General features: G+C 62.4%; 18 protein-coding genes. 7 read left to right on the top strand and 11 right to left on the bottom strand.

The features are described from left to right. The first annotated feature begins 111 nt into the window (after positions 1 to 111). Positions 112 to 1200 (top strand): PAS domain-containing sensor histidine kinase, encoded by a 1089-nt coding sequence (locus tag CLV45_RS12535; RefSeq protein ID WP_100336689.1) that lies wholly within the window; start codon positions 112 to 114, stop codon positions 1198 to 1200. A 145-nt stretch (positions 1201 to 1345) separates the two neighbouring features. After that, positions 1346 to 3058, top strand: coding sequence for a carboxylesterase/lipase family protein (locus CLV45_RS12530; protein ID WP_394338484.1), 1713 nt, complete (start codon positions 1346 to 1348; stop codon positions 3056 to 3058). Between the two features lie 390 nt (positions 3059 to 3448). On the opposite strand, the gene CLV45_RS12525 is transcribed toward CLV45_RS12530, so the two are convergent. Continuing rightward, positions 3449 to 4168, bottom strand: coding sequence for a DUF92 domain-containing protein (locus CLV45_RS12525; protein WP_100336688.1), 720 nt, complete (start codon positions 4166 to 4168; stop codon positions 3449 to 3451). A 301-nt stretch (positions 4169 to 4469) separates the two neighbouring features. Here CLV45_RS12525 and CLV45_RS12520 point away from each other — a divergent pair, with 301 nt between their 5' ends. Further along, complete coding sequence (locus CLV45_RS12520; RefSeq protein ID WP_100336687.1) at positions 4470 to 5801, top strand: Gfo/Idh/MocA family protein; 1332 nt, start codon at positions 4470 to 4472, stop codon at positions 5799 to 5801. 139 nt (positions 5802 to 5940) lie between these two features. On the opposite strand, the gene CLV45_RS12515 is transcribed toward CLV45_RS12520, so the two are convergent. Then, positions 5941 to 6411: a hypothetical protein gene (locus tag CLV45_RS12515; RefSeq protein ID WP_100336686.1), complete on the bottom strand. Its 471-nt coding sequence runs from the start codon at positions 6409 to 6411 to the stop codon at positions 5941 to 5943. 11 nt (positions 6412 to 6422) lie between these two features. Next, entirely contained in the window at positions 6423 to 7124 is a 702-nt protein-coding gene (locus tag CLV45_RS12510; protein ID WP_100336685.1) for a peptidoglycan DD-metalloendopeptidase family protein, read from the bottom strand. 181 nt (positions 7125 to 7305) lie between these two features. Between CLV45_RS12510 and CLV45_RS12505 the strand changes: the two genes are divergently transcribed. Next, complete coding sequence (locus CLV45_RS12505) at positions 7306 to 8394, top strand: 2Fe-2S iron-sulfur cluster-binding protein (RefSeq protein ID WP_394338483.1); 1089 nt, start codon at positions 7306 to 7308, stop codon at positions 8392 to 8394. Positions 8395 to 8747: 353 nt separating this feature from the next. Continuing rightward, positions 8748 to 10490: a M3 family oligoendopeptidase gene (locus CLV45_RS12500; RefSeq protein WP_100337026.1), complete on the top strand. Its 1743-nt coding sequence runs from the start codon at positions 8748 to 8750 to the stop codon at positions 10488 to 10490. Between the two features lie 197 nt (positions 10491 to 10687). Here CLV45_RS12500 and CLV45_RS12495 read toward each other — a convergent pair whose 3' ends face one another. The 4 genes from CLV45_RS12495 to CLV45_RS12480 form a co-directional block, all read right to left on the bottom strand. After that, the gene (locus CLV45_RS12495; protein ID WP_100336683.1) at positions 10688 to 11281 is read right to left on the bottom strand and encodes a hypothetical protein; all 594 of its coding nucleotides are present in this window, start codon (positions 11279 to 11281) and stop codon (positions 10688 to 10690) included. 155 nt (positions 11282 to 11436) lie between these two features. Beyond that, positions 11437 to 12375: an alpha/beta fold hydrolase gene (locus CLV45_RS12490; protein WP_100336682.1), complete on the bottom strand. Its 939-nt coding sequence runs from the start codon at positions 12373 to 12375 to the stop codon at positions 11437 to 11439. 4 nt (positions 12376 to 12379) lie between these two features. Next, on the bottom strand, positions 12380 to 13264 hold the full coding sequence (locus tag CLV45_RS12485) for an NmrA family NAD(P)-binding protein (RefSeq protein WP_100336681.1): 885 nt from the start codon (positions 13262 to 13264) through the stop codon (positions 12380 to 12382). Positions 13265 to 13399: 135 nt separating this feature from the next. Then, positions 13400 to 14278, bottom strand: coding sequence for a helix-turn-helix transcriptional regulator (locus CLV45_RS12480; RefSeq protein ID WP_100336680.1), 879 nt, complete (start codon positions 14276 to 14278; stop codon positions 13400 to 13402). A 216-nt stretch (positions 14279 to 14494) separates the two neighbouring features. Between CLV45_RS12480 and thiL the strand changes: the two genes are divergently transcribed. Together thiL and CLV45_RS12470 are read left to right on the top strand one after the other, a co-directional pair. Then, the gene (gene thiL, locus CLV45_RS12475; RefSeq protein ID WP_100336679.1) at positions 14495 to 15523 is read left to right on the top strand and encodes a thiamine-phosphate kinase; all 1029 of its coding nucleotides are present in this window, start codon (positions 14495 to 14497) and stop codon (positions 15521 to 15523) included. Positions 15524 to 15532: 9 nt separating this feature from the next. Beyond that, positions 15533 to 15946 (top strand): hypothetical protein, encoded by a 414-nt coding sequence (locus tag CLV45_RS12470; protein ID WP_100336678.1) that lies wholly within the window; start codon positions 15533 to 15535, stop codon positions 15944 to 15946. Between the two features lie 40 nt (positions 15947 to 15986). Here CLV45_RS12470 and CLV45_RS12465 read toward each other — a convergent pair whose 3' ends face one another. From CLV45_RS12465 to rlmD, 4 genes are all read right to left on the bottom strand, one after another. Continuing rightward, positions 15987 to 16925, bottom strand: a complete 939-nt coding sequence (locus tag CLV45_RS12465; protein ID WP_100336677.1) for a septum formation inhibitor Maf — start codon at positions 16923 to 16925, stop codon at positions 15987 to 15989. 160 nt (positions 16926 to 17085) lie between these two features. Beyond that, positions 17086 to 17460 (bottom strand): hypothetical protein, encoded by a 375-nt coding sequence (locus tag CLV45_RS12460; RefSeq protein ID WP_100336676.1) that lies wholly within the window; start codon positions 17458 to 17460, stop codon positions 17086 to 17088. Between the two features lie 77 nt (positions 17461 to 17537). Next, complete coding sequence (locus tag CLV45_RS12455) at positions 17538 to 17819, bottom strand: GIY-YIG nuclease family protein (RefSeq protein ID WP_100336675.1); 282 nt, start codon at positions 17817 to 17819, stop codon at positions 17538 to 17540. Between the two features lie 156 nt (positions 17820 to 17975). Further along, on the bottom strand, positions 17976 to 19382 hold the full coding sequence (rlmD, locus tag CLV45_RS12450; protein WP_262496872.1) for a 23S rRNA (uracil(1939)-C(5))-methyltransferase RlmD: 1407 nt from the start codon (positions 19380 to 19382) through the stop codon (positions 17976 to 17978). Positions 19383 to 19669: the final 287 nt, after the last annotated feature.

Here is a 19669-nt window from a genome sequence, read left to right as displayed (position 1 = left end):
TGTCGAGCTGCGGCTGCGGCCGCCGGATTCTACGGGCCTTGTTGCTGAGCTAGCTCAACAACTAAATAACCTTCGGCGTAGTAGACCATAAGATTATTCGCGCCCCGTGCTATGACCGATTATTATGCCCTCTTTCGTCCACTGCTGGAGTTGGGCCGAACCGCGTACTTCGTGTACCTGCCCGCCGAGCACCGCGTTGTTTACGTCAGTGAGGCCTTTCAACTGCTAACCGGCGACCCGGCTCAGCACGTCAACGAAGACTTGCCCCACCTGCTCAAGCGCCTGCACCCCGATGACCGGCAGTACGTGGCCCACCGCCTCGAACAGGCCGGCCTCGACGAGGTGCTCGAAGGCCTGGAGCTGCGCCTGTCCCGCTCGGATGGCAATACCCAGTGGCTGTCGGTGAATCTGTGCCGGGTGCTGGGCCCCGACGGGCAAGAATACCTCACGGGCAGCGCCCTGGACGTAACCCGGAGCAAGGAAAATATCATCAACCTGCAGAAGTTCGGCACCAAAAAGAACGCCGTGCTCGAAATTCTGTCCCACGACCTGGCCGGCCCGCTCCTGATGCTGCAGCAGCTAACCGAGCAGCTCGAACTGGATACCCAGGGCCACCTCTCGGCCCACGCCCAGAAAATGCTGAGCCTGATGCAGCGCACTTGCCGCGACAGTGTCAGCCTGATTCACGACTTCGTGGATGCGGAGTTTATGGAGTCGGCCAGCGTGGAGCTCCACCTGACCCGTACCGATTTGGTGGTGTGGATGAAAACCCTGGTCGAGGAGTATCAGCGCACCGAAACCTTACTGCACCTGCATTTCGACCTACAGGCCCCTGATTTCCCAGTCTACGTCAACGTAGACATGGATAAGTTTCACCAGGTAATTAATAACTTGATTTCCAACGCGGTGAAGTTTACCCCCGACGGCGGCCACATCACCGTGCGCGTGGAAGCCGACCAAGACCGGGTGCGGGTGATAGTAGCCGATACCGGGGTGGGAATTCCGGCCAGGTACCAGCCCGTGCTGTTCGACAAGTTTACCAAGGCCCGGCGGCCCGGCCTGCGCGGCGAGAAAACCACCGGCCTGGGCATGTCCGTGATTCAAACCATCGTGGAGCTGCACCAGGGCCAGGTTTCCTTTACCAGTACCGAGGGCGAGGGCAGCACGTTTGTGGTGGAGCTGCCGGCCGCTACAACTTAGTCTGCCGTGGGTTTCGCCTAGCCTTGAATTCCTGGGCTCCTGTCGGCCGAGGCTGCCCGTATTGTAACTTGCCCGGCAAGGCGCCCGCGCCTTGCCTCCCTACTTCCAGCGTGTTTCTGACCTTACTTATCCGTCGTTTATGACTATGACCCTGCGTCTTGCTACGGCCGACAGCCAGCTGGTTTTTCCTTCCGTCCGCTCGTGGCTGAAAACCGGAGTAAAGCTGCTCTCGGGTCTGCTGCTCCTGGGGCCGGTAGTGTCGCCAATGGTTGCTGCCCAGACCCCAAAGCTAGCCCAGCTGGCGCCCACTCAGGTTCGGGTAGCCGAAGGCATACTCGAAGGCTCGGTCACGGCGGCTGGTATCCGGGAGTTTAAGGGCGTGCCGTTTGGGGCTCCACCGGTGGGAGAGTTGCGCTGGAAAGAGCCCCAGCCCGTGCCCGCCTGGACCGGGGTGCGGGCCGCCAAGCAATTCGGCCCCCGCGCTATGCAGCTGCCGCTGTATGGCGACATGAGTTTCCGCTCCAACGGCGTGAGCGAGGACTGCCTCTACCTGAACGTCTGGACGCCGGCCAAAACCGACCGGGAGCGGCTGCCCGTGCTGGTGTACTTCTACGGCGGCGGCTTCCAGGCCGGCGACGGCTCCGAGCTGCGCTACGACGGCGAAAGCATGGCCCGGCGCGGCATCGTGACTGTTACGGTCAACTACCGCCTCGGCGTATTCGGGTTTCTGGCCCACCCCGAGCTCAGCCGGGAGTCGGGCCACAACGGCTCCGGCAACTACGGCTTCATGGACCAGAGCGCGGCCCTGCGCTGGGTGCAGCAGAATATTGCCGCCTTTGGCGGCGACCCGCGGCAGGTAACTATCGGTGGTGAATCGGCAGGCTCCATGTCGGTCAGCGCCCAGATGGTCACGCCGCTGGCCAAAAATACCTTTGCCCGCGCCATCGGCGAGAGTGGTTCCATGCTGAACACCAGCTTTGGGCCCGTGCCCCTGAGCGAGGCAGAGCAAGCCGGGTTGTCGTTTGCGGCCAGCATCGGCGCTCCATCGTTAGCCGCGTTGCGGGCCCTGCCGGCCCAGCAGCTGCTCGAGGCGGCGGGTAAGCCCGGTACTCCGCGGTTGGCGCCCACCATCGACGGGTACTTTTTCCTGGGTAAGCCCGCCGAAATCTTCGCCGCTGGGCAGCAGGCCCGCGTGCCGCTGCTGGTGGGCTGGAACTCCCAGGAAATGAGCCCCGGCTTCCTGTTGGGGAAAGAAGCTCCCACGGCCGATAATTTCCGCGCCGCGGTGCAAAAGCTCTACGGCCGCCGCGCCGCCGAAGCCCTGCAGCTCTACCCGGCCGCCACCGATGCCCAGGCTGAGCAGGCCGCCACCGATATGGCCGGGGACCGGTTTATAGCCTACAGCACCTGGAAATGGGCCGATGCCCACCGTCAGACCGGCGGGCAGCCCGTGTACCGCTACTTGTTTGCCCGGCCCCGGCCCGCCATGACGGCCGCCATGGGCAACGCCACGGCTGGCTTGGCCGGGGGCGTTATCAAGGGCTCGGGCGCGGCTCCCAAAGCCCCGGCGGCTACGGGCGCCGTGCATTCGGCCGAAATTGAATACGCCCTGGGCAACCTGGCCACCAACAAAGTATACGCCTGGACCCCGGACGACTACAAGGTTTCAGAAACTCTGCAGAGCTACTTCGCGAACTTTATCAAAACCGGCAACCCCAACGGCAAAGGCTTGCCCGCGTGGCCCGCCGCCCAGGGCTCGGGTCCCGTGCCCGTGCTGCGCGTGGACGTGACGACCAAAGCCGAAACCGAAGCCCACCGGGCCCGCTACCAGTTCCTGGACCAAGCCTTCAGTAAGTAGCACCGGCAAGTTGCGTCGGACCAAGAGTTGGAAATCACCCGGGTTGAACGTCGGCCAAGTGGCCCATGTAACCAGCCCTGGGGCAGGTCGGGCTGTTGAGCTTAACCAGGAAAATTTATACTGACCCCAGCCCGGGCTTCACCTGTGGATAATAAGCTCTGGCCGTTCAGATGGAATAAAGTCCGATTCATCTAGAATTTGCTGCTACTCAGCGACAACGCCTGCCTGGGAAAAGGCAAAATGCTGAACTTGCCCCCGATAGTTTTTTTAATGGTGAGTGAGGGTTTCTCCGGGTGCTGCCTCTGCAAGGGCAGCACCTAGGCCCACCAACTGCCCGCGGCCAAGCCGCCACTACCCCGCCCAACCTTCTTTTCTGCTGAACTTTACCGGCTACAACAGCCAGTAGAGCAGAGCTGCCGTTAGGGCGCCCACCGCCGTATTGAGAGTATTCACGGCGTTGTTGCTCAGGTACGCCCGCCGCTCCACCGTGGCCCCCAGCAGCGAATCGGCCAGGTTGCCCGCGGTACCAGCCACCAGCAGCCAGACAAAATCCCGGCTCCAGCCCACGCCTAGGCAGTAGAGTACCGCAATCAGCCCGCTGCCGGCCAGGCCCAGCAGCGTGCCTTCCAGGCTTACCACGCCGTTCAGGCCGCGGGTGTCGGGCCGCCAGGTCCAGGCGTTGTAGTAGCGGCGCCCGTACACGTTGCCCAGCTCCGAGGACAGGGTATCGGCCGTGGCGGCGGCAAAGCTGCCGGCCAGCATCAGCTGGAAAACAGCCTGGTGCGCGGGCCACCACCACGCCAGCAGGCCCGTCAGGGCCGCTACGCCCCCGTTAGCCAGGGCCTGGCCGGTGGTGCGCCGGCCCTTGTTTTCTTCGGCCAGCCCCAGGCGGCGCTTCTCGGCCACTTTCCAGGCCGACGCGCCCGTGCCCAGCGCGAAAAACAACGCCAGTTCGCCCACGCCCCAGAAGCCGGCGCCCAGAAAAATCAAAATGCCGAGTACTCCACCGGTCAGGCCCGCGGCTACCGTAAGCTTGCCCGCCCGCACGCTCCAGGCCATACCGGGCAGCAGGATGGCCAGCAATACAGTCCATTGAAACACTGGAGTCATGGGTGGGGTGGAAAGCACGGTGAAAGGGGAGGAGCGGCTGCCGCTAAGACGCCGGCCCGGTGAAAATACGGCGCCGTTTGGTCTTGCCCCAGCGGCTACCGCATTTCGGGGCGGGGCCCGGCTGGTAGCTGGTTGGTACTGACAACGTTGCCGGGAACGTTTGCGGAGATAAAAACGGCGGTTTGCTTCAAACTCCGCCGGAATCCTGCCAGCTTAAGCAGGGTAACGCCGCCCGGTTGTAGCAGCCCGCTGCGGGCCGGACTGCGGCGCCCCATCCGTTCCTTCTAAGCTGCCAATTCCCATGCATCGCCGAAATTTTCTCCAAACCACCGGCACGGCCCTGGCCGGTACTTTATTGACCGACAACGTGCTGGCCGCCGCCCTGGCCGGCTCCCGCAAGCGCGTAGCCATGGTAGGCACCGGCCACCGCGGCCTGAGCATGTGGGGCACCGCGGTGCTCAAGGAGTTTGGCGACCAAATCGAGTTCGTGGGCCTCTGCGACAGCAACCCCGGCCGGGTGGAAACCGGCAAGAAAATGCTGGGCGTCAGCTGCCCCACCTTCACCAACTTCGACCAGATGATGAAGCAGACCAAGCCTGAGCTGCTCATCGTGACCACCGTGGATGCCACCCACAACGAGTTTATCATCAAGGGCATGGAGTACGGGGCCAACATCATTACCGAAAAGCCCATGACCACCGACGAGCAGAAGTGCGAAGCTATTCTGCAGGCCGAAAAGCGCACGGGCAAAACGGTGATGGTGACCTTCAACTACCGCTACTCGCCCCACCGGCAGAAGCTCTACGAGCTGCTGCGTAGCGGCGTCATCGGCACCGTCACCTCGGCCGACTTTCACTGGTACCTCGACGTGTACCACGGGGCCGACTATTTCCGGCGCTGGCACCGCCGCCGCGAAAACAGCGGCTCGTTGCTCGTGCACAAGGCTTCCCACCACTTCGACCTGCTCAACTGGTGGCTCGACTCCGACCCGGAATCGGTGTACGGCAACGGGCAGCTGAACTTCTACGGCAAGAACAACAGCTTCCGCCACTCTCACTGCCGGCCCTGCCCCCACAAGGACAAGTGCCAGTTCTACTGGGACATCACCAAGGATGAGCGCCTGACCAAGCTCTACGTCGACAACGAGAAGTACGATGGCTACCACCGCGACGGCTGCGTGTGGCGCGAGGACATCGACATCTTTGACAAAATGGCCGTCCAGATCAAGTACGCCAACAACGTGCAGGTCAGCTACTCGCTCACCACCTACTCGCCCTACGAGGGCTACCGGATTTCCTTTAATGGCACCAAGGGCAAAATTGACGCCTGGATCAAGGAAAAGCAGCCCTGGGAAGCCGAGAAGTTCGACGAGATTCAGGTCACGACCAACTTCGGCAAGCGGGAGCTGATCCAGATTCCCAATACCGAAGAAGGCCACGGTGGCGGCGACGTGCGCCTGCGCAAGCAAATCTTTAACCCCGGCGGGCAGGACCCTTTCCGGCAGGCCGCCCGCAGCCGCGACGGGGCCCTGGCCGTGCTCATCGGTATTGCCGCCCGCAAAAGCATCGACAGCGGGCAGCCCGTCCGCATTGCCGACCTGACCTCGCTCAAACCCCAGGCCCAGCGCGCCTAACGGGCCCGAAGCAAAACCGGCCGCAGCTCCGAAAGAGCTGCGGCCGGTTTTGCTTCGGGGATGCTAAATAGCGTTTCGGCTTCGGCCGTCCAAGTCCGGTGAGGGGGCGTGACGCCTGTGCCGGCACACTTACCCCCGCCTACTCGCCGGGCTGCAGGGTGCTGATGGTGTGGCGGATAACGGCATCCATTTCTCTTTTGCGAGTTGCCGGGTACTGCCAGACGAACGTAGTCAGGGTGCCGGCTTGCAGCACTGCTTTTTCGTAGAAGATATCCGGGCCCAGCGTCCCGGACAAAACGAAGCCCGTAGCCAGTTTTTGGTCCAGGACCAGCGTCGCCTTTTTCCCTTGCCAGTGCCGCCGCGACAGTTGCTGGTACTGGGCCAGGCCCCCGTCCAGCACATCGTAGCCCGCGTAGGCCGTCAGGCTGGTTTGCCCGTCGGCGGAGACGAAGCGGCGGCCGTCGGCATTATCGGCTTCGGGCTGGGGCCGCAACGTAGTCGGGTAATCGATACTGAAGCCGAAACGGGCGTTGTGGTAGGTCTTGTAAGTCGGTGGGGAGCCCAGTAGGCTGCCGAGCACTACGAACAGTTGCAGGAAAAGCTGAACCATGAGCCAAAGCGCTACTGCAGTACCTGCGCCTGCAGAATCAGATTCGGGTCGGGGCAGAGCTGGGCCCACTGCTCCCGTTCGGTGGGCAGGGCTACGCCGGGAAAGTCGCCTTCCCAGCCCAGCATATTGGCCATAACCTGGAAGTGGAGGTGGGGCGGCCAGTCGCCGTTTTCGGGGTGGGGGCCCACCTCGGCAAACTTCTCACCTTTTTCCAGGGTCATGCCGGCGCGCAGCAGGGCCACTTCGGCCCGGCCCAAATGGCCGTAGAGGGTGTAAAACGTAGTGTCTTCCAGCTCGTGCTGCAGAATCACGGTGGGGCCGTAGTCGCCGAAATGGTCGTTGTCGGCCACGCTGTGCACTATGGCGTCCAGCGGGGCCAGCACCGGCGTACCGGCCCGCAGCCACACGTCCACGCCCAGGTGCAGGGAGCGGGCCTGCACGGTGGGGTCGCCAAACTGCCCGGGGCTGCGGCGGTAGATAACCCGGTTTTCGAGGTAGCCGCCCACGCCAATCAGCGCGTTTTGCTCTTCCAGCAGCCGGGCCACCAGCGTTTCAAAAGCCTCCGTGTCGCGCAGGTCGGCCGTGGCCAGGATGGGGTTGGCGGCCGTGAAGTCGAGGCGGGCCACTTCGGGGGCATTCAGGTCGACGGGCAGCACGGGGCCGAACTCGTGCTGGTGGCGTTCGAGCAGGGCCGCAAGGTCAAAACCAGACATAGCTAAAATCGTTATTTCAACAGAAGAAGGTAGGAGGGGCGCAAGCTAAACCCAATGCGCATGCCGACCAAGCCGCCCCATTTGCCGTACTTTGCACGCCCGGCGCCGAAACGCTGCCGTAAACCCTGATTTTTCCTCTCCAATCCCCGAAGCAGTACCCCCGATGAGCAGCCCGTACCTGATGCTTAACGTTGTGGAAATCACCCACGAAACCGCCGACGCCGCTACCATTCACCTCGAACGGCCCGACCGCCAGCCCGTGGCGTGTGAACCCGGCCAGTTCCTGACTTTGATTCTGCCCTGCGGCCCCGGCGGTAAAAAAGAGCGCCGGGCGTACTCCCTCAGCAGCACCCCTTCGGAGGCCCCGCGCCTGTCGGTTACGGTGAAGCGGGTCGTTGGTGGCTTGGTCAGCAACTACCTGCTCGATACGGTAAAAGTGGGCCAGCAGCTGGAAGTAATGGCCCCGCTGGGCAACTTTACCCTCAAAACCAGCCCCAAAGCGGCCCGCTCCATCGTGCTCGTCGGCGCCGGCAGCGGCATCACCCCGCTCATGTCGATTCTCAAGGCCGTCGTGCGCGACGAGCCCCAGAGCCACGTGCTGCTCGTGTACGGCAACCGCAACGAGGAATCGGTGATTTTCCGCCAGCAGCTGCAGCAACTGGAGGCCCAGGCCGGCGGCCGGCTGCAGGTCGAGCACGTGTTTAGCCAGCCCACCAGCCCCACCTCGGGCCACCGCCACACCGGCCGCCTCAACCGGACCACGCTGCTGCGCATTCTCGAGCAGCGCCACCAGTTTCCGGCCCAGCAGGCCGAATACTACCTCTGCGGCCCCGAGGGCCTGATGACCGAAGCCCGCGCCGCACTGGATTTGCTCGGCGTGCCGGCCGCCCGGATTCAGCGCGAGAGTTTCGTGGCCGCCGCCGAAACCATTGAGGCCGCCGCCGGCCAGGCCAACGGCCACGGCGACGTATCGGACGCGGCCGACGATAAAATCACGGCCCGCACCGTCACCATTCACTACGAGGGCGCCGAGTACGAAATCGAGGTGAAGCCCAGCCAGACTATTCTGGAAGCGGCTCTCGACCAGGACATCGACCTGCCCTACAGCTGCCAGGCTGGCTTGTGCACCGCCTGCCGCGGCAAGTGCCTCTCGGGCAAAGTCCACCTGGATGAGCGCGAAGGCCTGTCTGACTCAGAAATGAAGCAGGGCTACGTGCTCATCTGCGTGGGCCACCCCGTCACCGACGACGTGGTTATCGAAGTCGACTAGCCGGCCAATTCTGGACCGTATCCTAGGTTAGAACGTCATGCTGCGCTGGTCGAAGCATCTCTCCCGTCAAAGTAACTTGGTTACTACTGCGGTAAAGATGCTTCGGCAGGCGCAGCATGACGTTCTGTCTTTACGCCGAATAACGTCACAACATTTCCCGCCCGACTGAGTTAAACTTTGCCGCATTTTCTCATCCAAACAGGTCAACGACTTTTCCTTGCCTGCCGTAGAAACAAGGTTGCGCACCGGCCCGGGCACACAAACCCTGATTTTGCGGCCGGCTGCTTCTGGCTAAAGCTGTTTAAAGTTTAGCTTACATTCGTTTCGTCTACCGACGTATCTTGCTATTGATGATGAATACCGCCCCCGAACCTGCCCTCGCTTCGGCCACTGATACGCAGCGCCCGCCGCGTCAGTATTTGCCCGAGTCATTCTCCGTAACCGACTGGGAATCACTTGAGCCCTATTTCATTGAGCTCCGCGACCGGCCCCTGGGCTCGGCCCAGGAGCTGGAGCGCTGGCTGCTCGACCGCTCGGAGCTGGAAAGCGTGCTGAGCGAAGACCTGGCCTGGCGCTACATCCGCATGACCTGTGACACCCAGGACCAGGAGCGGGCCGACTCGTTTCAGTATTTCGTGAGCGAGATTGAGCCCAACGTGGCGCCCTACGACCACGCCCTGAATGAGAAAATGATGGGTTCGGAGTTCCTGGAAGGCCTCGACCCGCAGCGCTACCGCATTTTCGTGCGCTCGGTACGGCAGGCCCTGGAAATCTACCGGCCCGAGAACATTCCGCTCAAAACCGAAATCAGCACCAAGCAGCAGCAGTACGCCGCCACCGTGGGGGCCATGACCGTGACTCTCGACGGGGAGGAAATGACCCTGCCCCGGGCCGCCGACCGTCTCAAAAGCCCCGACCGGGCCGTGCGTGAGGAAGCCTACCGGGCCGTGCAGCAGCGCCGCCTCCAGGATTCCAAGCCCCTCGACCAGCTCTTTACCGACCTAGTGAAGCTGCGCCACCAGATGGCCCAGAATGCGGAGTTCGCCAACTTTCGCGACTATATGTTTGCCGCCCTGGGCCGGTTCGACTATACGCCCGAGGACTGCTTTGCCTTCCACCGCGCCATTCGGGAAACCGTGGTGCCCCTGATTGATGACATCGACCTGGAGCGCCGCCAGGACCTGGAACTGGCCGAGCTGCGCCCCTGGGACCTCGACGTGGACGTGACCGGCAAAGCCCCACTGCGGCCCTTCGAAACCGGCGCCGAGCTGCTCGACAAGACCATTACCGTTTTCGAGCGCCTCGACCCGTACTTGGGCGACTGCCTGAAAACGATGCGGCAGATGGGCCACCTCGATTTGGAGTCGCGCAAGGGCAAGGCCCCGGGTGGCTACAACTACCCGCTCGACGAAACCGGGGTGCCGTTCATCTTCATGAACGCCACTTCCTCCCTGCGCGATGTCATTACGATGCTGCACGAAGGCGGCCACGCGGTGCATTCCTTCCTGACCCGCTCCCTGCCGCTGTCGGCCGACAAGCACCCGCCGTCCGAGGTGGCCGAGCTGGCCTCGATGAGCATGGAGCTGATTTCGATGGACCAGTGGGACTTGTTCTTTCCCGATGCCGACGAGCTGCGCCGGGCCAAGAAAACCCACCTGGAAAGCGTGCTGGAAACCTTCCCCTGGGTAGCCACCATCGACAAATTCCAGCACTGGGTGTACGAAAACCCCGAGCACACCGAAGCCGAGCGTCACGCCCAGTGGACCCGCACCTTCGACGAGTTCAACCAGCGCACCGTGAGCTGGCAAGGCCTGGAAAACTACAAGCCTTACCTGTGGCAGAAGCAGCTGCACCTCTACGAAGTGCCCTTCTACTACATCGAATATGCCATGGCCCAGCTCGGCGCCATTGCCGTGTGGCGCAACTTCCGCCAGAACCCGCAGGAGGGGCTTGAAGCCTACAAGCGCGCCCTGGCCCTGGGTTACACCGCGCCCATCGGCGAAATCTACGCCGCGGCCGGCATCCGCTTCGACTTCAGCACCGAGTACCTGCGCACCCTGGCTGATTTCGTGCGCGAGGAAATGGCCAAGCTGTAGCAGCACAAGTTGTCCTCCCCGTGTCTGTCAGCCTGAGTAGAGCGAAGGACCTTTCTCACCTCGGTGACAAAGCTTATGAACTGCAAAAAAGCCCTTTACCACGCGTGGTAAAGGGCTTTTTGCGTTGGCAGAAGCCGCAGTGGGGTAGGTGAGGAAGGCCCTTCGGCTCCGCCTCAGGCTGACAGAAGATGAATTCGCTACTCTTTTAACTCAAACAGGGGCAGGGGCTGGAGCTTGCTGTACTTGCCGCCGAGCTTGCCCAGGGCTTCCTGGTGAAGCTGCAGGTAGTTGTTGAACTGCTTGGCCGCCCGGTCGTAGTTCACGCGGTAACCCACGACCTGCCCGTCGGCGGTTTGAATGTCGGTGGTGAGCTGCTGCACGGTGGCGTCGGGCTGGCCGGCGGCGGGCTGGGCGAAGTTGTAGACGGCGCGCAGCACCGAGTCCTGAGCCGAGTCGTAGGCGTCAATCTGCTCCGAAACGCTCATGCTCTGCTGGTCGTAGCGGCGGCTTTTAAGCTTGCCGTTGGCCCGGGCCAGGGCTTTAAGCTGGGCTTTGTCGGCGCCGGGCTGCTTTTCCAGGGCTTGCAATACCTGGCCGGTGGCCTGCATCTTGGCGTCGTCGCTGGCTGTCATACGGCTCCAGCGGGCGTCCACGGAGTCGCGCAGCACGTCGAGCTGGGCCTTGGCGGCGGCGGGAGAAGTGGGGTCAACGGTTTTGGGTGAACGGTCGGTTTTGCAGGAGTTCAGATTGCTCAGCAAAACGAGCAAGGCGAGCGGCAGGAAGAGTTTCATAGCGGCAAAAACGTCAATAATCCCTAAAATATTCCGTGGCCAGGAAAGTTGTGCGGAATTTATGGATGACGAGTCGTGGCCCTACGTCCAAAGCCGGCGCCGGGACTGGGGCCACTGTTTATTTGCCAGCAACCCCAGTCCTGAACTATGTTTCGTTAGCCAGCGGCCGGCTGCAGAAAGCCCAGCACGGCGGCCAGCACCTGCGCGGGTTGTTCCTCAAACATATAGTGGCCGCTGTCCAGAATGCCGATGACCTCGACATTCTCAGCTACGTAGGGCAGGCTCATTTGCAGGTAGCTGTACGACACGTGGCTGCCAATGCCCAGCACCGGCATCGGCAGGCGGCCGTAGGTGTTGGCGTCGGCAATATCCTGCTCCAGGGCCTGGTACCAGGCGTTGGCCGCCCGAATGTTTTCGGGCTGGTTGTATACGGCCGCGTACACGGCCCGGTCGAAGGCCGACATCCGGCTCTCGTCCAGCATCACGTAGCGGAATAGGTAGTCGAGCAGAAACTCAAACCGCCCGGCCAGCAGCTGCTCGGGCAGCTCCTTCACCTGGTTGAAAGCCATCCACCAGACGTAGGGCTGCTGCCCGTCCATTTTGCCCGTAAAGGCGCCGGGCGCCGGCAGCAGGGGCATCTGCCGCAGGCCTTCACTGGGGTGGGCTCCGTCGGCCAGAATCAGCTTCTCGGTGGCCTGCGGGTAGTTGAACCCGAAGCTGCTGGCCACCATGCCGCCGATGTCGTGGCCCAGCAGGGAGGCTTTTTCCAGGCCCAGGTGGCGCAGCAGTTCATAAATATCCTGGGCCATGGTCTTCTTGTCGTAGCCAGTGGCGGGCTTCTCGGAGCTGCCCATGCCCCGGATATCCACGAGGATAACCCGGTAGTACCGGGCCAGCTCGGCGGCAATGGGGTGGTAGGAAAACCAGGTCTGGGGCCAGCCGGGCAGGCACACCAGGGCCGGGCCCTGGCCGCCTTCCACGTAGTGCAGGCGCACCCCGTTGACGGTGGCGTAGTGGTTGGTAAAGCCGGGCAGGCGCTGGATGAGCTCCTCGTCGGAGTAGGCCCCCAGGGAAGGGGCAGGAGTGGTTTGCACGGCGTTACGCAGTTAAAAAAGTGACGGGATTGGTCCAGGTCAGGTCCGGGTAGCGGCCATTGTCGAGCGGGTTGTTCTGCACGCTGAACATGCTCAGCATGTATTGCATCTGCTGCCAGTCGGCGTACAGCTGCTGCTCGCCGGCGGGGTTGGCGGCCCGCGCGTGCTGAATGGCCGCGGCCAGATCCTGGCGGGCGCCCAGGCGCCCCAGTGCAAACTGCCCCCGGCCGGCCTGCTCGGCAACAGTTACCAACTCACGGGGGCTGGGCTGGAAGCTAGCAATGCGCAGGAAGCGGGGCGTGGCCGGGTCCAGGGCCGCCGCCGCGGTAAAGGCGGCCGTGTCGTTCATGGTCGTGAAGTCGATCTGCCAGTCGGCATCTTCCCAGTACCCCACCTGCTGCTGCCGGAAGTCGAGCAGGGGAATGTTGTAGGTCAGCACTTCGGCAAAGGCCCCGTTGAGAATGGAGGTGGCCGCAATGGGCGCCTGGTCGAGGCGGGCCTGGAACTCGCGCCGCAGGTCGAAGTTGCGGTTCAGGCCCGGGGCCTGCTGGGTGTAGTCGCTGGCAAAGTCGGAGGGAATAAAGCGGGGCACGCCGGCGGCCACGGCCGCGCTGAGCAGCTGGGTTTGAGTATCGACGATAACCTCACGCAGGCCCGCCAGCACCGATACCACGCAGCTGGCCCCGGCGCAGGCCCGGGTGAGGGCCGCCTGGTCGGAAAAATCCACGTGCTGCACCTCGACGCCGAGCTGGGTCAGGTAGTCAACTTTGGTCGGGTCGGCTTCGGACCGTACCACGGCCCGCACGGTGGCCCCGCGCTGCCGCAGGGCGCGGGTGATACGGCCGCCCAGGTCGCCGGTAGCGCCGGCTACTAAGATGAAAGAGTCCATGTAAGGAGAAAATAAGGGTGAGGCCGCCACCGGTTGGCCGCGGCTTTAACTACCCCAAAGGTCCCCCAACGCTTGCCGGCGCAACGCCTGATTCCTGCGCATTACTTACCTATTCTTGCGCTTTTGGCGGGCCGCCTAGCTTTGCTGAAATGCCCGCGGACTCTGACCCACGGCCCGCTTGAAGGCGGCCGCAAAGTGCGCCGGCGAGGCAAAGCCCAGGGCGTCGCCGATGGCGGCCACCGGCAGCTCGCCGGCCCGCAGCAGGGCCCGCGCCCGCCGGATTTTCCAGTCCAGCACGTACTGGTAGGGCGAGCGGCCGGTGGTGTGCTTGAAGCGGCGGGCAAAGTGAAACACGCTCAGGTTCGCCAGACCGGCCAGTACTTCCAGCGTAATGGGAGCTTCCGAGTGAGCTTCCAGGTAGGCATCTACCCGGCCCAGCACCACCGCCGGCAGTCGGCCCCCGGCGCCAGCGGCTAGGCGGCGCTCGAAGGTGGCGTGGTGCTCGATGAGGTGGTAGCAGAGCGTCGTGACCAGCGACTCGGCGTAGAGCTGGCCCAGCGTATGGGCCCGGCCGGCGGCGGCCAGGAGCTGCTGGCTTAGCTGGGCCAACAGTCCGTCCTCGCAGCGAAACCGCTCGTGCAAGGTGAAGTAGCGCAGGTCCAGGTCGCGGCGGGCCCGGGTTTCCAGCATTGGCGCATCCAGGTGCACCTGAATGATGTCCACGGGGCCATCCCAGCCAAACGGACCGTATTCTCCGCCCGGATACAGGCCTACATCCCCGCTCCGGAACTGGTCGGCTTCCACGCGGGAGCCGGTGCGGCGGCTGGCCACCACGGGCTGGCTGCCCTGGTGCACGAGCAACAGGTGCTGCTCGTGGGCATGGGCGGGCAGGGTGGTAGCGGGCAACTGGTAGCGTTCCAAGCGCGCGCCCGGCCAGTTGAGGGCGCTACTGCTGGCCAGGGCCGGCTGCTCGTAGAGCTCCGAGGTGTAGGTACACGTGGTATAATCCGGCATAAGTGGCAAGTAACAGTTTGGGGCGGCGAATAGTTAACCCCCAGCGCACAATGGGGCTGGTAGGCCGCCGCTAGTTGCTCTGCCTTTTTTCGACTTACTAAGAAGGTAGAGCAAAGCCACTGGTACCCGGCTGCTTAAACCGGCCTGGCCGGCCTTGGCCGTAAATCCGTACCAGTTGCACTATCCTATGCTTCGAACGCCGTACTTTTGCCCGCTATGAGTGACATCACCCCCCTGGAAAACCTTGGAGAGTTTGGCCTGATTCGCCGGATTCAGGAAACCGTGACCCTGCGCCAGCCCAGCACCAGCCTCGGCATCGGCGACGACGCGGCCATCCTAGCTCCCGAAGCCGGCCACGACCTGGTCGTCAGCACCGATATGCTGGTCGAAGGCGTCCATTTTGACTTAACCTTCTGCCCGCTCAAGCACGTGGGCTATAAGGCCGTGGCCGTCAACGTGTCGGACATTGCCGCCATGAACGCCACGCCCACTCAGATTGTGGTTGGTCTGGCCATCGGCAGCCGCTACTCGGTGGAGGCCATTGACGAGCTCTACGAAGGCATGCGCCTGGCCTGCGAGGCCTACAACGTGGACTTGGTGGGCGGCGACACTACCGCCAGCCGCGGCGGCCTCACCATCAGTATCACGGCTATGGGCCAGGTAGCCCACGGGCAGGCCGTGCGCCGCAGCGGCGCCAAGCCCAACGACCTGCTCTGCGTCACCGGTGACCTGGGCGGGGCGTTTCTGGGCTTGCAGGTGCTGGAGCGCGAAAAAGCCGCCTGGACCGCCGACCCCGACATGCAGCCCGAACTGAGCAAATATCCCTACGTATTGCAGCGGCAGCTGCGCCCCGAGGCCCGCATGGACGTGGTGCACGAGCTGCGTGACCTGGGCGTAGTGCCCACCAGCATGATTGACGTGTCGGACGGACTGGCCTCGGAAGTGCTGCACCTGTGCAAGGCCTCGGGCACCGGGGCCAGGGTGTTTTCCGAGAACCTGCCCGCCGCCAACCCCATGCTGGAAGTAGCCGACGAGTTCCAGCTCGACCCCATTATGTGCATGCTCAACGGCGGCGAAGATTACGAGCTGCTCTTCACCATCTCGCTCAAGGACCACGACAAAATCAAGAACCACCCCGACATCACCGTCCTGGGCCACATGACCGAAGCCAGCGACGGGGTAAACCTGGTCACCAAGCAGGGCCAGCCTATTCCGCTGCGCGCCCAGGGCTGGCAGCACTTTTAAGCCCGGAGCGTGAAGACGTTCGTGCTTATACTAGGGCTGCTGTTCTCTTTGGCCTTCGGTGTATTTGGCTCGGAAGATGCTGCATACATTGAGCAGCTGCTGAAAAACGGTCAGACAGTTCAGGTCCCCGTTGCGAAGATGGAAGTCGACCGTAGTCGACACTCGGTTTGGTTCTTGCTGAACGGCAACCTGAAGCACCTGCCGGTGTCCAGAACCGAATACAATTTAATTACGCTGGGCGACTCTATGTCGGTAGTGTATGACCCCAGCACGGGGCATCTGATGTGGCCGGAGGATGTTACCAGTAGTGCGCTACGCAAGAAGCGCCAGCAGAAATCAGCCTCCTTCTTGCTAATGGCTGTCTGCGGTGGGTGGCTGTTGTGGCGGATAAAGCCCCGGCCCGTTGCTCAACCTGAATGGTGATATAGCAAAAAGGCCACCGGTTGCGGTGGCCTTTTGGGTTTTAGCGGCTGAGGCTGAGCGAGTCGCGCCAGCGCAGGTCGGCGTTGCCGTGGGTGCGCCAGTAGTCGAGCAGGATGGTTTTGCGGCGGGTAGCGCGGGTGGTCAGGCGCACGGGCTGGGCGGTGCCGGCCCGGTCGGGGTAGGTTTCTTCCCAGCCCAGAATGGTGTGGGGAAAGGCCTGCGTGAAGTAAATAACCAGTGTCCGGTCCAGCGGGGCGGGGTAGCGGACGGTGTACGCCCGGGCCGGCGCCGGGCCCAACTTACCGGCCGGCGCGTCGGTCAGCGTAAGGGTGGCCGGGGTAGGCCGCAGGGGCTGGTGCTGCAGGCGGCAGTAGATGGTGCTGGGTATCAGCTGCTGGGGGCCTTGGGGCAGGGCTTCTGGGTGCAGGCGAATCTGGTTCCAGAGGCCATCTTCCAGCACGGCCGGGCCCAGCTTGTTTTCCACGTCGCCCTCGGATTCGAAGTAGGATTTCTGCGACAGGGCGTAGCCCGCGCCGCGCTGGTTGAGCTGGGTAAAAGCGTTGCCGCACCATTCCTGCACCGACGTGCTGACCTTAACTGTGCTCAGCTTGGGGTTGAGGGGGGTGAAGACTGAGGTGAGGATGGAGTAGGGGTAGATGCCGGTCAAAAACTTCTTGCTCAGATTCAGTTTGAGCACCGGCAGGGCGTCTTTGGGCGTAGCACTGGGGTTGTCCAGCTTTACCTGCCTGGTCCGCGACAAATCCTCCGTCACGAACACCAGCACCGCCTCGCCCGGGCGCATTTCACCGTAGCGGGCCTGCTCCAGGGTGTAGCTCGTTAGCTCGGCCTTGCCCTGCTGCCAGTACTGGCTAAACTCGGGCGTGGGCGAGAAGCCGCTGGTTTCTTCGGCCGTAGATGGGGCCGAGGAGCAGCTGAGCAGCAGCAACGGGAGCAGGGCGGGTAGGCAGGTGAGGCGCATAAGCGGAAGGCGGTAGTTGCGAAGCAACAACATAACAAAAGAACGTCATGTCGAGCCCTTGCGAGACATCTCGCGTGCAGTAGTAATCTAGTTACCATTGCAGGCGAGATGTCTCCCGCTGGTCGACAGGACGTTCTGTTAATCCGGAGTAGAATGCCGGTTAATCCTCGGGGTAGGGGATGAAGACGAAGTTGGTGAAGTCTTCGTCGAGCACGAAGAGGCAGCAGTACTCGTTGGGGTCCTTGTAGGTTTGCTCAAAGGCTTCGATGCCCTCCTGGCCCACGATGCCCTGCTGCACGAACAGCTCCAGGTAGGAGGCAAATACGTGCCACTCCAGGTTGGCCTCGTCGGCATTGACGAGCAGGCTGCCCAGGGGAATTTCGCGCTTGGCGAAGATGAAAATCGGGTATTTCGAAATGTCCATCTTCCGCACCTGGGAAGAGGCCTCCATGATGGTGTCGGAAACCATGGCGAAGTCCTTGGAGATGGTACCGAGGTATTTGCCGTTCAGTTCGGGGTCGTTGGCGTAGTCCATTGGTGGGTGTGCGGGTGTTGTTTAGCGTGTCATCCTGAGCTTGCGAAGGACCTTATCACGTAGGCGCATCTGGCTGATTACGCCTGCAGAAATGCCCATTCAGCATTATTAGTAGCAATGAGGGCTTCCTTTTTGGCCCGCGTCCAACCTTTCAGCTCTTTCTCGCGGGCAATGGCGGCTTTGCTGTCGGTATACTCCTCGAAGTACACGAGGTTATAGCAAAAGTAACGGCCGGCAAAGGTTTGGTCGGTGCTGCGGTTGGCGTAGTGCTGTGCCATGCGCTCCGGTAAATTATTGGTGATACCGATGTAGAGGACGGTCTTGGCGGGGTTGGTCGTGAGATAGACGTAGTAGGGCATAGCTATAGTGATGAAGGACTACACAATATAGTGTCATCCTGAGCTTGCGAAGGACCTTACCACGTCTAAGCTAGCCTAACAACGACTCGTGCCGACGTGATAAGGTCCTTCGCTTTGCTCAGGATGACAGATGCCTCCTGCTCCTACCAACTGCCGCTACTTCAGTTCCAGCAGTACCACATTTTCCACGTGGTGGGTGTGGGGGAACATGTCCACCGGCCGCACGCGCACGACCGAATACGCCTCGTCGAGCATCTCCAAATCCCGGGCCTGGGTGGCGGGGTTGCAGCTGACGTAGACGATGCGGGGGGCGCGCATTTCGAGCAGGCGGGCCACTACGTCGGGGTGCATGCCGGCCCGGGGCGGGTCGGTGATGACGACATCGGGGCGGCCGTGCTTCTGGATAAACTCGGCGTTGAGCACGTCCTTCATGTCGCCGGCGTAGAACTCGGTGTTGGTCACGCCGTTGATTTCGGAGTTGATGTAGGCGTCTTTCACCGCCGACTCCACGTACTCCACGCCGACTACGTGCCGGGCCTGCCGGGCCACGAAGTTGGCAATGGTGCCAGCCCCGGTGTAGAGGTCGTACACCAGCTCGGAGCCGGTGAGCTGGGCAAACTCGCGGGTGAGCTTATACAGGTTGTAGGCGCCCTCGGAGTTGGTTTGGTAGAACGACTTGGGTCCCACGCGGAAGCGCAAATCCTCCATCTGCTCGTGAATGTGGGGCTCACCCTTGTAGCAGACCACGTCCAGGTCGTGGAAGGTTTCGTTGCCCTTGTTGTTGAGCACGTAGTTGAGCGAGGTGATTTCGGGGAACTTCTCCTGCACGAAATCCAGCAGCGGAAACAGGGCCTCGTGGGCGTAGTAGCACTGCAGAATCACCATCAGGTCGCCGGTATTGGCCGTGCGGATGATGAGGTTGCGCAGGAAGCCTTCCTGGGTCACCAGGTTGTTGAAGGGCAAGTCGTGCTCGAGGGCGTAGTTGCGGATGGCCAGCCGGATCTGGTTGCTGGGGTTGGGCTGGAGCCAGCAGTGCTGCACGTCGATGATCTTGTCGAAGCGGGCGGGGGTGTGGAAGCCCAGCACCCGCCGCTCGATTTGCTCGCCGGCCTGAATCTGCTCGTTGGTCAGCCAGCCGTTGTGGCTGAAGGTGTATTCGAGCTTGTTGCGGTAGTATTGCAGGGCCGGGGAGTGCTGAATGGGCTCCAGCTCGGGCAACGCCACCTTGCCGATGCGCTGCAGATTGTCCTGCACCTGCTGCTGCTTGAACTTGAGCTGGGTGTCGTAGCCCAGGTGCTGCCACTTGCAGCCCCCGCAGGTGCCGAAGTGCTGGCAGAAGGGCTCCACGCGCAGGTCGGAGTACTTGTGGAAGTGGGTGGGCACGGCTTCCAGGAAGCTTTTCTTGGCGCGGGTAATGCGCAAGTCCACCACGTCGCCGGGGGCCACGCCCGTTACGAAGATGACCAGGTTGTTGTGCCGTACCAGGCATTTGCCCTCGGCCACCATGTCGGTGATTTCAATTTCGCGGAGCGTTTCCGCCGGGTATTTTTTCGATTTCCTCACGAGGGCAAAGGTAACCACGGATTAGAACGGATGTTGAGGAGCGGGCGGATTTTGTGGCCGGCCCCGGGCGAGCCGCCAACTCTTGCTCAGCACTTGGACAACTCTTGCTCAGAAGTGGCCCAACTGTTGGGCAAGAGTTTTAATCCCACCGAACAAGACATGCACCCTTACCGCTAAGCTTGACGCGTGACATAACTATGTCACGTCAGTGACATCAGGATAATGGCGAGTGGTGTAGTAAGCAGTAGCGCGAGTTGTAGCGCGAACTTTGTAGTTCGTGTGCCCCG

The organism is Hymenobacter chitinivorans DSM 11115 (assembly GCF_002797555.1).
GTDB lineage: Bacteria > Bacteroidota > Bacteroidia > Cytophagales > Hymenobacteraceae > Hymenobacter > Hymenobacter chitinivorans.
The sequence above is the reverse complement of the archived record's forward strand: the minus strand, read 5'-3'. Positions and strand labels throughout refer to the sequence as shown.